Genomic DNA, 12530 nt, shown 5'->3' with positions numbered 1-12530 from the left:
GTTCATGGGTACCACAACTGCAACGCCCCCAAAGCTAGCACACCTCGGGCGGGTGGTGCTGCGACCTGGGTCACCACTCCTCCACGGCCCCTGCCGCCGTCGTCGCTACAGCCGCTCGATGATCGTCACGTTGGCCTGTCCGCCGCCCTCGCACATGGTCTGGAGGCCGTAGCGACCTCCCGTGCGCTCCAGCTCGTGCAGCAGGGTGGTCATCAGCTTCACGCCCGTCGCCCCCAGCGGGTGCCCCAGGGCGATGGCGCCGCCGTTGACGTTGACCCGGTCGGGGTCGGCGCCCGTCTCCTTCAGCCAGGCCAGGACCACCGGGGCGAAGGCCTCGTTGATCTCGACCAGGTCGATGTCGTCCAGGGTGAGGCCGGTCTTCTTCAGGGCGTACGCCGTCGCCGGGATCGGGGCCGACAGCATGCGGATGGGGTCCTCGCCGCGCACCGACAGGTGGTGGATGCGGGCCCGGGGCGTGAGGCCGTGCTCGGCGACCGCCCGCTCGGAGGCGATCAGCATGGCCGCCGCGCCGTCCGAGACCTGGGAGGAGACGGCCGCCGTGATGGTGCCGCCCTCGACCACCGGCTTGAGCCCGGCCATCTTCTCCAGGGTGGTGTCCCGGCGCGGCCCCTCGTCCACCCGGACCTCCCCGTAGGCGACGGTCTCCCGGGCGAAGCGGCCCTCGTCGATCGCGCGGATCGCCCGCTGGTGGGAGCGCAGGGCGAACTCCTCCATGTCCCGCCGCGAGATCTCCCACTTCCGCGCGATGAGCTGCGCCCCGTGGAACTGGTTCACCGGAGCGTCCCCGTACCGCGCCCGCCAGCCGGCCGATCCCGCGTAGGGGCCCTCGGTGAAGCCCAGCGGCTCCGCGGCCTGCCGGGAGGCGAAGGCGATCGGGATCATCGACATGTTCTGGGTGCCGCCCGCGACCACCAGGTCCTGGGTTCCGGACAGGACCCCCTGCGCCGCGAAGTGCACGGCCTGCTGCGAGGAGCCGCACTGCCGGTCCACCGTCACCCCCGGCACCTCCTCCGGCAGGCCCGCCGCCAGCCACGCCGTGCGGGCGATGTCGCCGGCCTGCGGCCCGACCGTGTCGAGGCAGCCGAACACCACGTCCTCCACCGCGGCCGGGTCCACCCCGGAGCGCTCGACCAGTGCCTTCAGTACGTGGGCGCCCAGGTCGGCGGGGTGCACGGCGGACAGGCCGCCGCCCCTGCGTCCCACGGGGGTGCGTACGGCGTCGACTATGTAGGCCTCGGGCATTGCGGGCTCCTCAACGGGTCAGGGGCGTACGGCGATCCCGTCCAGCACCATCGACAGGTACTGGCGGGCGATCTCCTCGGGGCTGTGCTGGCCGCCCGGCCGGTACCAGGACGCCGCGACCCACACCGTGTCGCGGACGAAGCGGTAGGTCAGGCGGATGTCGAGGTCGGCGCGGAAGACCTGGGCGGCGACCCCCCGCTCCAGCGTCCCGAGCCACGCCTTCTCGAACTTCTGCTGCGAGTCGGAGAGGTAGTGGAAGCGGGGCTGCGCGGAGAGCGTGCGGGCTTCCTTCTGGTAGATGGCGACGGCGGCGCGGTGCCGGTCGATCTCCCGGAAGGACTCGGTGACGAGGGCCTCGATGGTCTCCCTGGGGCCGAGGCCGGCGGCGAGGACGGTGTCGTACCCCGCCCACAGCTCGTTCAGGAAGGCCGAGAGGATCTCGTCGAGCATCGATTCCTTGGAATCGAAGTGGTAGTAGAGGCTGCCGGCGAGCATCCCGGCGGCGTCGGCGATCTTGCGGACGGTGGTGGCGTTGTAGCCCTGGGCGGCGAAGACCTCGGCGGCGGTGCCGAGGAGTTCCCGGCGGCGCTCCGGTGAGGGTGTCACCTGCGGCTTCTTGTTCGTTGGCACGCGCCCATTCTCGGCCTACGCGTGCTGGCTGCTGACCGAGACGGTCTCGCCGGTCATGTACGAGGAGTAGCCGCTGGCCAGGAAGACGATGACGTTGGCGATCTCCCACGGCTCGGCGTACCGGCCGAAGGCCTCGCGGGCCGTCAGCTCGCTCAGCAGCTCCTCGCTGGTGACCTTCACCAGGTGCGGATGCATGGCCAGGCTCGGGGCGACCGCGTTGATCCGTACGCCGAACCCGGCGGCCTCCAGTGCCGCGCAGCGGGTCAGTGCCATCACCCCGGCCTTGGCGGCGGCGTAGTGGGCCTGGCCGGTCTGGGCGCGCCAGCCGATGACGGAGGCGTTGTTGACGACGACTCCGCCGCGGCCGGCGGCCTTCAGGGAGCGCAGCGCGGCGCGGGTGCAGCGGAAGGTGCCGTTCAGGGTGACGTCGAGGACCCGGCCCCACTGCTCGTCGGTCATGTCGACGAGGGCGGCGGTGCCGCCGAGGCCGGCGTTGTTGACGACGACGTCGAGGCCGCCGTGCAGCCGCTCGGCGTGCGCGAAGAGGGCCTGGACCTGTTCCTCGGAGGTGACGTCGCAGGGCAGGGAGGCGACCTTGCCGGCGCCGAACTCGGCGGCGAGGGCGTCCTCGGTCTCCTTGAGCCGGCGGGCGTGGGCGTCGCTGATCAGGACGGCGGCGCCCTCCTCCAGGAAGCGGCGGGCGGTGGCCCCGCCGATGCCGGCTCCGGCGGCGGCGGTGATGACGGCGGTGCGGCCCCGGAGCAGCCCGTGGGCGGGGACGTACGCGGGCGCGGTCATGCCCGGGCCTCGGTGCGGAACTCCTCGACGCTGGTCATGGCCGTACGTTAACCTACCAAACACTTGTTAGGGAAGGCCGGCGGACCCGCTCGGCGGCATGGACGTAGCCGCCGTGAAGGGTGCCGCCATGAAGGAGGCGAACAGCAGGTGAACCTCGACCACGCACCCGAGGTGGAGGCCTTCCGGGCCGAGGCCCGGGACTGGCTCCGCGCGCACGTCCCGGCCGTCCCCCTGCCCTCGCTGGAGACCGGGGAGGGTTTCGCGGCGCACCGGGAGTGGGAGGCGCTGCTGCACGCGGACCGCTGGTCGGCGGTGTCCTGGCCCGAGGAGTACGGGGGCCGGGGCGTGGACATCGAGCGGTGGCTGGTCTTCGAGGAGGAGTACTGGGCGGCGGGCGCGCCCGGCCGGGTCTCGCAGAACGGCATCAGCCTGCTGGCCCCGACCCTCTTCGACCACGCCACGGCGGAGCAGCGGGCGCGGGTGCTGCCCTCCATGGCGAGCGGCGAGGTGGTCTGGGCGCAGGCCTGGTCGGAGCCGGAGTCGGGCTCCGACCTGGCCTCGCTGACGTCGCGGGCCGTGCGGACGGAGGGCGGCTGGCTGCTGTCGGGGCAGAAGACCTGGTCCTCGCGGGCCGCCTTCGCCGACCGGGCCTTCGGCATCTTCCGCACCGATCCCGGGGCGCCGAAGCCGCACCAGGGGCTGACGTACCTGATGTTCGACCTGCGGGCCCCGGGGGTGACGGTACGGCCCATCGGCCGCCTCGACGGCAAGCCGGCCTTCGCGGAGCTGTTCCTGGACCGGGTGTTCGTCCCCGACGAGGACGTGATCGGGGAGCCGGGGCAGGGCTGGCGGATCGCGATGTCCACCACCGGCAACGAGCGGGGGCTGACCCTGCGCTCCCCCGGCCGGTTCCTGGCGGCGGCCGACCGGCTCGTGTCGCTCTGGCGGGCTCAGGGAGACCCGGCGGACACGGCGCTGCGCGACCGGGTGGCGGACGCGGTGGTCGGGGCCCGCGCCTACGAGCTGTTCACCTGGGCGGGCGCCTCCCGTTTCGCGGCGGGCGGGAGCATCGGCGCCGAGTCCAGCCTGAACAAGGTGTTCTGGTCGCAGTACGACATCGCCCTGCACGAGACGGCCCTGGACCTGCTGGGCGCCGACGCGGAACTGGCGCAGGGCGTGTGGGCCGAGCCGTGGATCTTCTCGCTGGCCGGGCCGATCTACGCGGGCACGAACGAGATCCAGCGCGACATCATCGCCGAGCGGCTGCTCGGCCTTCCGAAGGGCCGCCGCTGATGCGCTTCCTGCTGACCGAGGAACAGTCGGACTTCGCCCGTACGCTGCGCTCCCTGCTCGGCGCGGCGGAGGTCCCGGCGACGGTACGGGCCTGGGCGGCCGGGGAGCACGGGCCGGGGCGGGCGCTGTGGTCCCGGCTCGCCGGGACGGGGCTGTTCGCGCTGGCCGCGCCGGAGGCGTACGACGGCCTGGGCCCGCTGCCGGTGGAGCTGGCCCTGGGCTTCGTGGAGCTGGGGCGGGCGGGTGTCCCGGGCCCGGTGGTGGAGACGGCGGCGGCGTCGGTGCTCTTCGCCGAGCTGGGCGACGAGGTGCTGGCGAAGCGCTTCCTGCCGGGGCTGGCCGCGGGTGGGGCCACGGCGACGCTGACGCTGCCGGGCGGGTCCCCGTACGCCCTGGACGCGGACGCGGCGACGTACCGCTTCACGGTGTCGCAGGCGGGCGAACTGCGGCTGGCCGGCGGGCACGGGGAGCTGCTGGCGTCCACGGACCCGGCCCGGCGGCTGTACCCGCCGGCCCCGGGCGGGGAACTGCTCGCCTCGGGCCCGGCGGTGACGGCGGCGGGGCGGGCGGCCCTGCGCTGGGCGCGGCTGCTGACGGCGGCCCAGTGCCTGGGCGTCGGCGAGGCTCTGCTGGCGCGGACGGTGGAGTACGCGAAGCAGCGCACCCAGTTCGGGACGCCGATCGGCGGTTTCCAGGCGGTCAAGCACCGGCTGGCGGACACCCTGCTGGCGCTGGAGTTCGCCCGGCCGCTGGTGTGGGCGGCGGCGCTGTCCCTGTCGCGCCGGGACGTGGCGGCGGCGAAGCTGACCGCCGGCGAGGCGGCGTACGCGGCCGCGCTCACCGCCCTCCAGCTGCACGGCGCGGTCGGCTACACCGAGGAGCTGGACCTGTCGCTGTGGCTGCGCAAGGCCCGCCCGCTGCGCGACGCGTGGGGCAGCCCGTCGGCGTGCCGGGCGGAGGTGGTGCGACCGGAATTGGCGAGCGGTGTGTCAGAGGGCGGTGCGAGGATGGCGGAGCGCTCCGGGAGACGCCCCGGGGCGCGGACATGAGCAGGTTTCGAGCGGTCGGAGGCGGCATGGCCAAGGAATTCCAAGTGACGTACGACTGTGCCGATCCGGGCGCGCAGGCGGTGTTCTGGGCCGAGGCGCTGGGCTATCGCGTCCAGCCGCCGCCGGAGGGCTTCGCCGACTGGGCGACGGCGCTGACGGCGCGGGGCATACCGCCCGAGCACCACAACGACCGGTCGGCCATCACGGATCCGGACGGCAAGGGGCCGCGGGTGTTCTTCCAGAAGGTCCCCGAGGGCAAGACGGTGGCGAAGAACCGCCTGCACCTGGACCTGCGTTCGGCCCCCGGCCTGACCGGTGACGAGCGGATGGCCGTGCTGGAGGAGGAGGCCACCAGGCTGGAGGGGCTGGGAGCGAAGCGGCTGTACCGGCTCGATTCCGATGGCGTGGACGAGGGGATCATCGTGATGACCGACCCGGAGGGCAACGAGTTCTGCCTGGACTGAGGGCTTGCCGGACACCCCCCTAGACGACGGCCACGCGCAGGGTGACGACGTAGGGCTCCTCGACCGTCCCGTCCGGGAAGAGGGACAGCAGCCGGGCCCGCTCGGCGTCCGTGAACTCCCGGGTGCGGGACTCGCCGAGGAGGAGGAAGGCGGAGTGGCTGGCGTGGTTGGCCAGGTGCGCCTCCAGCGGGATCCGCCGCGACCAGCGGACCTTCCGGGTGGTGACCTCGAGCCCGTCCAGGGACTCGCGTGAGGGCAGCCCGATCACTCCGAGGAAGTCCCGGATCCGCTGGTCCTGCGCGGCGATCCAGGGCACTTCGGTGTCCAGGTCGTTCCACCACAGGGCGAGGGCCCCGCCGGGGCGCAGCACGCGGCGGACCTCGGGGACGGAGCGGTCGGGGTGGGTCCAGTGCCAGGCCTGGGCGTACGTCAGGAGGTCGAAGCTCGCCGTGGCCAGCGGGAGGCGGTCCCCGTCGCCGCGCACGACCGGGATCCCGGGGTGCGCCCGGCGGAACTCGGCGGCCATCCCGTCCCCGGGCTCGACGGCGAGCACCCGTGCCCCGCGTGCGGCCAGCAGCGCGGTGGCGATCCCGGTGCCGGCCCCGACGTCGGCCACGCGCGCCCCGCGCAGCGGCCGCCCGGCCAGTTCCTCGACGGCGTCGAACAGCGCGTCGGGGTAGCCGGGCCGGTTCGCGTGGTAGAGGGCGGCGGCGGCATCGAAGGACCTGGCGCGTGTCGTCATGCCGCCATTCTTCGCGACCCCCCGGCTCCCGAGCGAGCCCATTGCACCCCGCCGGCCACCGCCCCGCCGGCCACCGCCTCAGCGGTACTCGCGGACCACCTCGATGCGGCCCACGATGTGCGCGTTGAACTCGGGGAGGTCCTCGGCCGGGACCCACAGTTCCAGGATCGTCTCGCCGCCCGCCCGCTGGACCGGGTAGCGCTCCAGGAAGGCCGAGTCCACCTCGAAGCGGGTCACGAAGCCCGCGCCGTCGTGTTTGACGTTCCAGTCGCGGGCGATGCGGATCGCGTAGTCCTCGTTGAGCACCGGGTAGAAGATCGGCTGCTCCGGCAGGCGGGGCGGCCAGGCCCGCCAGTCGAGGGCGCGGACCAGGTCGAGCTCGACGGGGCCCGTGGGGCGCCAGAGGGTGGTAGTGGGTGTGGTGGTGGACATGGCGGCGACCCTACGAGGGCCCCGCGGCCTTGGCCAGCGGTTTCAGGTGCGGGGGCGGCGCAGGGAGAGGGTGGTGAGGGTGGCGGTCTGGAGCAGGAGGAGGGCGGCCGTGGCCGTGGCCTCCCAGAAGGGTTCGGCCGGGCGGGGGCCGAGGGACCAGGCCGGGCCGTCCGGGTCGACGGTCACCGCCAGCCGGGCGCCGGCCTGGAGGTCCAGCGCCACGGGCCCGGGCAGGTCACGACCCGCCTCCGTGCGCAGGCGCAGCGAGGGGGTCTGCGTCGAGCCGTCCTGCGTCATCGTCCGCGAGGCCACCACCGCCGTCTCCTCGCGGCCCCGGTCGTGGAGGGTGTGCCGATCCCAGGTGATCCAGCCCATCGCCGCGATCCCCACCGCGAAGAGCGCGACGGCGGTACGGGCCACGAACTCCGCGCCGGTGCCGTGCGGTACGGCGGCGCCGATGACGAAGACGGCGAGCAGGACCGGGATCCAGGCGCCCTCGGGCCCCCGCAGCAGCAGGACCGCGCCGAACTCCGCTGCCAGTACGAGGCAGTTGCGCAGGATCGCCCCCGGCACCCGCCGGACCAGTTCAGCCATGCACACATCATGCCGGGAATATCGTGGTGCGCACCCTCCCCGGCCCCGACTAAGATCGAACACAAGGCGGGGTCGTAGCACAGAGGTAGTGCGCCTACACAGCATGGAGGAGGACGCCGGTTCGAATCCGGCCGCCCCGCCCCCTTACTTCATCGCGGCCAGCCAGGCCGCCGCGCCTGCCAGGGCCGCCTTCGCGGCCGGCAGCGGCAGGCCCAGGAAGCCGTGGAAGACCCCTGGGTGGAGCCGGACCTCGCAGTCCACGCCCGCCTCTCCCAGCCGGCGCGCGTACGCCAGTCCCTCGTCCCGCAGCAGGTCGCAGTCCGCGAGGACGATCAGCGTGCGCGGCAGCCCGGCCACCTCGGCCGCCCGCAGCGGGGAGACGTGCGGGTGCGCGGGGTCGCCGCCGTACTGGTCCCAGTACCAGGCCATGTGCGCGGCGGTGTGGAAGTACCCCCGCCCGTACGCGGCCACCGACTCCGAGCCCATCGAGGCGTCCAGCGGCGGGTACACCAGCAGCTGCCCGGCGACCAGCTCCGGCGCCCGCAGCGCGGTCACCGCCGCCAGGTTGCCCCCGCTGGAGTCCCCCGCCACCACCACCCGCCCCGGATCGCAGCCCAGCCGGCCCGCTTCGGCCCGCGCCCACAGCAGCACGGCAAGCGCGTCGTCGGCCGCCGCCGGCCAGGGGTGTTCCGGGGCGAGCCGGTAGTCGGCGGAGACGACCACCGCCCCGGAGGCCACGGCCAGTTCACGGCACAGGGCGTCATGGGTGTCCAGCCCGCACATCACCCAGCCGCCGCCGTGGAAGTACACGGCGAGCGTCCGCCCCGCCGTCCCGGGCGCGGGGTCGTAGACCCGGACCGGGACCCCCGCGGCGGCGGTGTCGTACACCGAGGCCACCTCCGGCCCCTCCCGGCCGGCCGCGCCCACCGCCGCCCGCAGCACGGCCGCGTCCCCGGGCCCCGGGAAACCCGCCGCCATCGCGTCGCACAGCCGCCGCGCGTCCGGAGCCAGCCCGTCCCGGGTCATCGGGCCGTCATCCCGCCGTCGACCGCGAACTCCGCGCCCGTCACGTACGAGGACGCGTCCGAGCACAGGAACAGCACCAGTTCCCCGACCTCCCGCGGCTGCCCCATCCGCCCCAGCGGCACGTGCGACCAGTCCCGCCCCGCGACCGCGCCGGCCACCATCGGGGTGTCGATGGCCCCGGGGTGCACCGAGTTGACCCGGATCCCGTCCCCGGCCAGGTCCAGCGCCGCCGACCGGGTCAGCCCGCGCAGCCCGAACTTGGTGGACCCGTACGCCGCGTGGCCCGGGATCCCGACCAGCCCGGCGATGGAGGAGACGTTGACGATCGACCCGCCCCCGGCGGCGCGCAGCACCGGGGCCACCGCCTGGATCCCGAGGAAGGGGCCCAGCAGGTTGACCCGCAGCAGCTCCTCGAAGCCCTGCGCGCTCTGCTCCTCGACATGGGCGGTGCGCCACAGGGCGGCGTTGTTGACCAGCGCCGAGATCGTCCCGAAGGCGGCCACCGCCTCCCGTACGACGGTGGCCCAGCCCTCGGCTTCGGCCACGTCGTGCCGTACGTACAGCCCCTGGCCGCCCAGCGAGGCGGCGACCGCCCGGCCCTCCTCCTCCCGGACGTCGGTGACGACGACCCGCGCCCCGGCCTGCGCGCACAGCCCGGCCTCGGCGGCGCCCTGGCCGCGTCCGGCGCCGGTGATGACGACGACCTTCCCGTCCAACGAGTTCACCTCAGGCCTCCAGGGAGTTAGTTCTAATAGGAACACTTCTAGCAGTCATGGCCAGCAGAGGGAAGGACGCCGCGGGGACCGGTCGTAGACTGCGCTGCGTGGCAGACGAGACGGCAGACGAGACGACGGCAGAGACGAACGGGCGCACCCTCCCCGCGACCAGCTGGGCGGTGCTCGGGCTGCTCTCCTTCGGCGAGGAGCTCTCCGGCTACGACCTGAAGAAGTGGTCGGACTGGTCGCTGCGCTTCTTCTACTGGAGCCCGTCCTTCAGCCAGATCTACAGCGAGCTCAAGCGGCTGGAGAAGGCCGGCTACGCCTCCTCGCGGATGGTCGCCCAGGACACCGGCACCCGCGACAAGCGCGTGTACCGGATCACCGACGAGGGCATGGCCGCCGTACGGACATGGGCGCGCGAGGCGCCGGTCGACCCGCCGGTCCTCAAGCACGGGCCGATGCTGCGGCTGTGGCTGGGCCACCTGCTGGAGCCGGAGCAGATGCGCGAAGTGCTCCTCCAGCACCTGGAGTTCGCGGAGAACATGCGCCGCCGCGCGGTGGCGGACGTCGAGGGCGCCAAGGACGAGGCGGCCTGGGCGTACCCCACGCTCACCCTGCGGTGGGCCGAGCGGTACTACACCTCCGAGCGCGACCTCGCGGCCGCCATGCTGGAGGACATCGACGCACTGGAGGCGGCGCGAGCGGAGTCCGGGGGCCCCGGCAGCCGCCCGTAGGCGCGCTTGCGCGCGCGGCGGGCACCGTGCGCGCCTGAGCGGCCGTTGTCGGCGGCGCACGCTTTGATGGACGTATGGCGACGAACAACTGGGCAGCGTTCGAGAAGGCAGAACCGGAATTCGCGGCGGCCGTCCGGGCCCGCTTCGCGCAGTACCCGCACCACGTCCTCGCCACCCTGCGCAAGGACGGCTCCCCCCGGGTGGCCGGGCTCAACGTCGAGATCCGCGGCGGCGAGCTGTGGCTCGGCATGATGGCGGGCTCCATGAAGGCGAGGGACCTCCAGCGCGATCCGCGCTTCGCCCTGCACACCAATCCGGGCGCGGGCCAGGCGATGCCGGACGGGGACGTCCGCGTCTCCGGGCGGGCGGTGGAGATCGTGGACCCGCCCGAGCTGCACCGGTACGCGGAGGAGACCGACTCCCCGCACCCCTTCCACCTCTTCCACGCCGACCTGACCGAGGTGGTCCACATCGGCGTCGACGGCGAGGAGCTGGTGGTGCGCTCCTGGACCCCGGCGCAGGGGATGCGGGTACTGCGCCGGGGCAATGACGACGAGCCGCCGCGCGAGGTCCCCGCTAGCTGAAGCGCGGGACGGCGGCGGGGGTGGGGACGGGGGCAGGGGCGGGGACGGGGACGGGGGCGACCGGGGCGAGGACGGCCGGGTCCACGTCCACCCAGCTGCGGTCGATGTTGATCGTCACCCCGCCGTACGAGGCGTCGTGGTCCCCCCTGAACTGGTGGGCCCGGCGCGGGCCGGCCCACAGCGCCTTGCCCTGGGGCAGGCCCATGTCGGCGTCCGTGACGGAGGCCGCGCCGTTCCACTGGGCCACCCACAGCACGTCCGGCATGGCCTGCGGGGCCTGGTGGTGGTGGGCGCTGAGCGCCTTGGCGCCGGAACTCGCCGAGACGTAGGCCGCCGAGCGGTAGCCCAGCTCGTGCAGCCGTACCGTCCAGGCCGTGAGGTAGGCGACGACCGGCGGGTCCCAGGTGGTGCGGTCCCCGTAGTGCTCCAGGTCGTTGTAGAGCGGCGTGCCCTCGGCCAGGCCGAGGGAGCGGGCCGCCTGGGCGGCGCCGTCGGCGGCCTCCCGGCCCTGCTCGTTCGCCTCGGAGGGGTCGGTGGACAGTCCCGTGGTCGCGCTGTGCCAGGGCTGCGGGCCCACCCAGATCGGCATCAGGTGCCAGCCCGCCTCGGCCTGCCTGCGGATCCAGGCGGCCGTCAGCTGCGGCTGGGCGCAGGCGCGGGCGCGGCCGCCGATGTAGACGCCGATCGCGCCGAAGGGGGAACCGGCGCGCCAGGCGTCCATGGAGCGCTGGGGCGGGGCGGTGCAGGCGTCGAAGCCCTGGCCGGTGAAGGCCTGGCCGGTGAAGGCCTGCCGGCCGGACCGGGGCGGGGCGGCGGCGACGGTGGCGGCGACCGGCTCGGCCGCTCCGGGGTGCCCCGGTACGCCGACGGCCCGCGCCAGCAGCTCCCGTACGGCGTCGGGTTCGGCCCCGTACGAGAGCGTGGCCATCACCCCCGGGCCGCGCAGGGCGTACCGCACCTCGCCGCTGTCCCCCTCGGCGGGCGGCGGCGCGGACCCGCCGTCCACGGTGAGGGTGGGGACGTCGGCGCGGGGCGGGGCCCCGTCGAGGGGCTCCAGGTGCAGGGTGTCGGCGCGGGTGGCGACGGCCCGGCGGCCGGAGCACTCGGCCTGGGTGCCGGCGTGCCCGAGGTAGAGCGTGGGCCGGTCCAGGCGCAGGCAGGCGGCGGGGTCGCGGTCGAGGTCGACGACCCTCCAGCCGGCGGGGAGGGCCAGGCGCAGCCCCCGGTAGTCGACGGCCGGCCCGTCGCCCGCGGCGGTGGCGGCGGGGGCCGCGGTGGGGGTGGCGGTGGCGACGGCGGGCGACAGCGGCATCAGCAGGGCGGCGCCCAGCAGGCAGCGCAACAGCGTTCGGGAGGGCATGGCCCCCACAGGTACCGACCCCCACCCCCCTCGACCGCGCCGCGACACCCCCGGAGTGCCCCGTACGGCCCACCCGGTTGCCCTGCCCGGACCCCCGCCTCCCCTCACGGCCGCTCCGACGGCGCGCTCGGCGCCGGCTCCTCGAGTACGGAGTCCAGCGCGGTGGCGCGTACGCCGAGCACGCGCTCGGTCTCGGAGGTGTCGAGGAGCAGCTCCCGGTCGTACTGGCAGGCGATCTCGGGGAGTTCGGCCATCACCGCGTCCGCGGCGACCACCGACTCCCTCCGCACCCACCTCCACCGCCGCACGGGCCTCACCCCCACCGCCTACCGCACGGCCTCCCGGATTGTCAGTGGCGACGCCTAACGTGGACGGGGTCGGAGTCACTCAACGAATCCTGGGGGGAAAACATGAAGCACGCACTCGGTGTCGCGGTCGCGGCAGTGCTGGTGGTGGGTGTCGGAGCAGGCCAGGCCTCGGCGCAGGAGGAGCTGATCGGCTATCCGGGACCGGACGGGCTGATCTGGGTGCAGGAGCAGACCGGCGACGGCGGCTTCGTCTCGGGCGGCCTCGCCTCCTGGCTGGACACCCACACCACCTTCGCCTGCGAGGGCGGCGGCAGCATCGAGGTGTCCTTCCACCTCGACAACCATCCGGACCGCGACCCGGCCCCCTTCACCCTCGACTGCCCGGCCGGCAGCCCGGCCCGCATCACCGTCCCCCTCGGCACCGGCCTCTCCGGCGGCTTCGGCGCGGCAGTGGCCGCCTCGTCCCCGTCCATACGCTGGGGCGCCACGGTGGTCCAGCCCGAGTAGCCTGGGGCCCACGGGACGGATCGGACG

16 protein-coding genes and 1 tRNA gene are annotated in these 12530 nt (G+C 74.4%); 7 read left to right on the top strand and 10 right to left on the bottom strand.

The features are described 5' to 3' along the window. Positions 1–105: 105 nt before the first annotated feature. From OOK34_RS20995 to OOK34_RS20985, 3 genes are read right to left on the bottom strand one after another with little or no spacing between them, the layout of a single operon-like run. On the bottom strand, positions 106–1263 hold the full coding sequence (locus OOK34_RS20995; RefSeq protein WP_267035399.1) for an acetyl-CoA C-acetyltransferase: 1158 nt from the start codon (positions 1261–1263) through the stop codon (positions 106–108). An 18-nt stretch (positions 1264–1281) separates the two neighbouring features. Beyond that, on the bottom strand, positions 1282–1893 hold the full coding sequence (locus OOK34_RS20990; protein ID WP_267035398.1) for a TetR/AcrR family transcriptional regulator: 612 nt from the start codon (positions 1891–1893) through the stop codon (positions 1282–1284). A gap of 15 nt (positions 1894–1908) precedes the next feature. Continuing rightward, the gene (locus OOK34_RS20985; RefSeq protein ID WP_267035397.1) at positions 1909–2691 is read right to left on the bottom strand and encodes an SDR family oxidoreductase; all 783 of its coding nucleotides are present in this window, start codon (positions 2689–2691) and stop codon (positions 1909–1911) included. A gap of 147 nt (positions 2692–2838) precedes the next feature. On the opposite strand from OOK34_RS20985, the gene OOK34_RS20980 reads away from it, so the two are divergent. The 3 genes from OOK34_RS20980 to OOK34_RS20970 are packed head-to-tail and all read left to right on the top strand — an operon-like array spanning position 2839 to position 5497. Further along, a complete protein-coding gene (locus OOK34_RS20980; RefSeq protein ID WP_267035396.1) occupies positions 2839–3984 on the top strand; it encodes an acyl-CoA dehydrogenase family protein in 1146 nt (381 codons plus the stop codon). Beyond that, positions 3984–5033 (top strand): acyl-CoA dehydrogenase family protein, encoded by a 1050-nt coding sequence (locus OOK34_RS20975; RefSeq protein WP_267035395.1) that lies wholly within the window; start codon positions 3984–3986, stop codon positions 5031–5033. The genes OOK34_RS20980 and OOK34_RS20975 overlap by 1 nt, the downstream gene beginning before the upstream one ends. Positions 5034–5059: 26 nt before the next feature. Further along, complete coding sequence (locus OOK34_RS20970; protein ID WP_267035394.1) at positions 5060–5497, top strand: VOC family protein; 438 nt, start codon at positions 5060–5062, stop codon at positions 5495–5497. A gap of 19 nt (positions 5498–5516) precedes the next feature. Here OOK34_RS20970 and OOK34_RS20965 read toward each other — a convergent pair whose 3' ends face one another. The 3 genes from OOK34_RS20965 to OOK34_RS20955 all read right to left on the bottom strand — a co-directional run bounded on the left by OOK34_RS20965 (position 5517) and on the right by OOK34_RS20955 (position 7265). Next, on the bottom strand, positions 5517–6239 hold the full coding sequence (locus OOK34_RS20965; protein ID WP_267035393.1) for a class I SAM-dependent methyltransferase: 723 nt from the start codon (positions 6237–6239) through the stop codon (positions 5517–5519). A gap of 78 nt (positions 6240–6317) precedes the next feature. Next, positions 6318–6671: a hypothetical protein gene (locus tag OOK34_RS20960; RefSeq protein ID WP_267035392.1), complete on the bottom strand. Its 354-nt coding sequence runs from the start codon at positions 6669–6671 to the stop codon at positions 6318–6320. Between the two features lie 42 nt (positions 6672–6713). Next, entirely contained in the window at positions 6714–7265 is a 552-nt protein-coding gene (locus OOK34_RS20955) for a hypothetical protein (protein WP_267035391.1), read from the bottom strand. A gap of 66 nt (positions 7266–7331) precedes the next feature. Here OOK34_RS20955 and OOK34_RS20950 point away from each other — a divergent pair. Beyond that, positions 7332–7406, top strand: a tRNA-Ala gene (locus OOK34_RS20950). Positions 7407–7409: 3 nt separating this feature from the next. On the opposite strand, the gene OOK34_RS20945 is transcribed toward OOK34_RS20950, so the two are convergent. Together OOK34_RS20945 and OOK34_RS20940 are read right to left on the bottom strand one after the other, a co-directional pair. Next, positions 7410–8291, bottom strand: a complete 882-nt coding sequence (locus tag OOK34_RS20945; protein ID WP_267035390.1) for an alpha/beta hydrolase — start codon at positions 8289–8291, stop codon at positions 7410–7412. Then, a complete protein-coding gene (locus OOK34_RS20940) occupies positions 8288–9016 on the bottom strand; it encodes an SDR family NAD(P)-dependent oxidoreductase (RefSeq protein ID WP_267035389.1) in 729 nt (242 codons plus the stop codon). Before OOK34_RS20940 ends, OOK34_RS20945 begins: the two co-directional genes overlap by 4 nt. Before the next feature lie 89 nt (positions 9017–9105). Here OOK34_RS20940 and OOK34_RS20935 point away from each other — a divergent pair, with 89 nt between their 5' ends. Beyond that, entirely contained in the window at positions 9106–9744 is a 639-nt protein-coding gene (locus tag OOK34_RS20935; RefSeq protein ID WP_267036844.1) for a PadR family transcriptional regulator, read from the top strand. Positions 9745–9818: 74 nt separating this feature from the next. After that, positions 9819–10328, top strand: coding sequence for a pyridoxamine 5'-phosphate oxidase family protein (locus OOK34_RS20930; RefSeq protein WP_267035388.1), 510 nt, complete (start codon positions 9819–9821; stop codon positions 10326–10328). Here OOK34_RS20930 and OOK34_RS20925 read toward each other — a convergent pair. After that, positions 10321–11688, bottom strand: coding sequence for a glycoside hydrolase domain-containing protein (locus OOK34_RS20925; protein ID WP_267035387.1), 1368 nt, complete (start codon positions 11686–11688; stop codon positions 10321–10323). The genes OOK34_RS20930 and OOK34_RS20925 overlap by 8 nt on opposite strands. A gap of 104 nt (positions 11689–11792) precedes the next feature. Further along, positions 11793–11978 carry a hypothetical protein gene (locus tag OOK34_RS20920; protein ID WP_267035386.1) on the bottom strand — a complete coding sequence of 62 codons (186 nt, stop codon included), beginning with the start codon at positions 11976–11978 and terminating at the stop codon, positions 11793–11795. Positions 11979–12098: 120 nt separating this feature from the next. Between OOK34_RS20920 and OOK34_RS20915 the strand changes: the two genes are divergently transcribed. Next, positions 12099–12503, top strand: a complete 405-nt coding sequence (locus tag OOK34_RS20915; protein ID WP_267035385.1) for a hypothetical protein — start codon at positions 12099–12101, stop codon at positions 12501–12503. Positions 12504–12530: the final 27 nt, after the last annotated feature.

The sequence above is a fragment of the Streptomyces sp. NBC_00091 genome (assembly GCF_026343185.1).
In the GTDB taxonomy this organism is placed as follows: domain Bacteria; phylum Actinomycetota; class Actinomycetes; order Streptomycetales; family Streptomycetaceae; genus Streptomyces.
The sequence above is the reverse complement of the archived record's forward strand: the minus strand, read 5'-3'. Positions and strand labels throughout refer to the sequence as shown.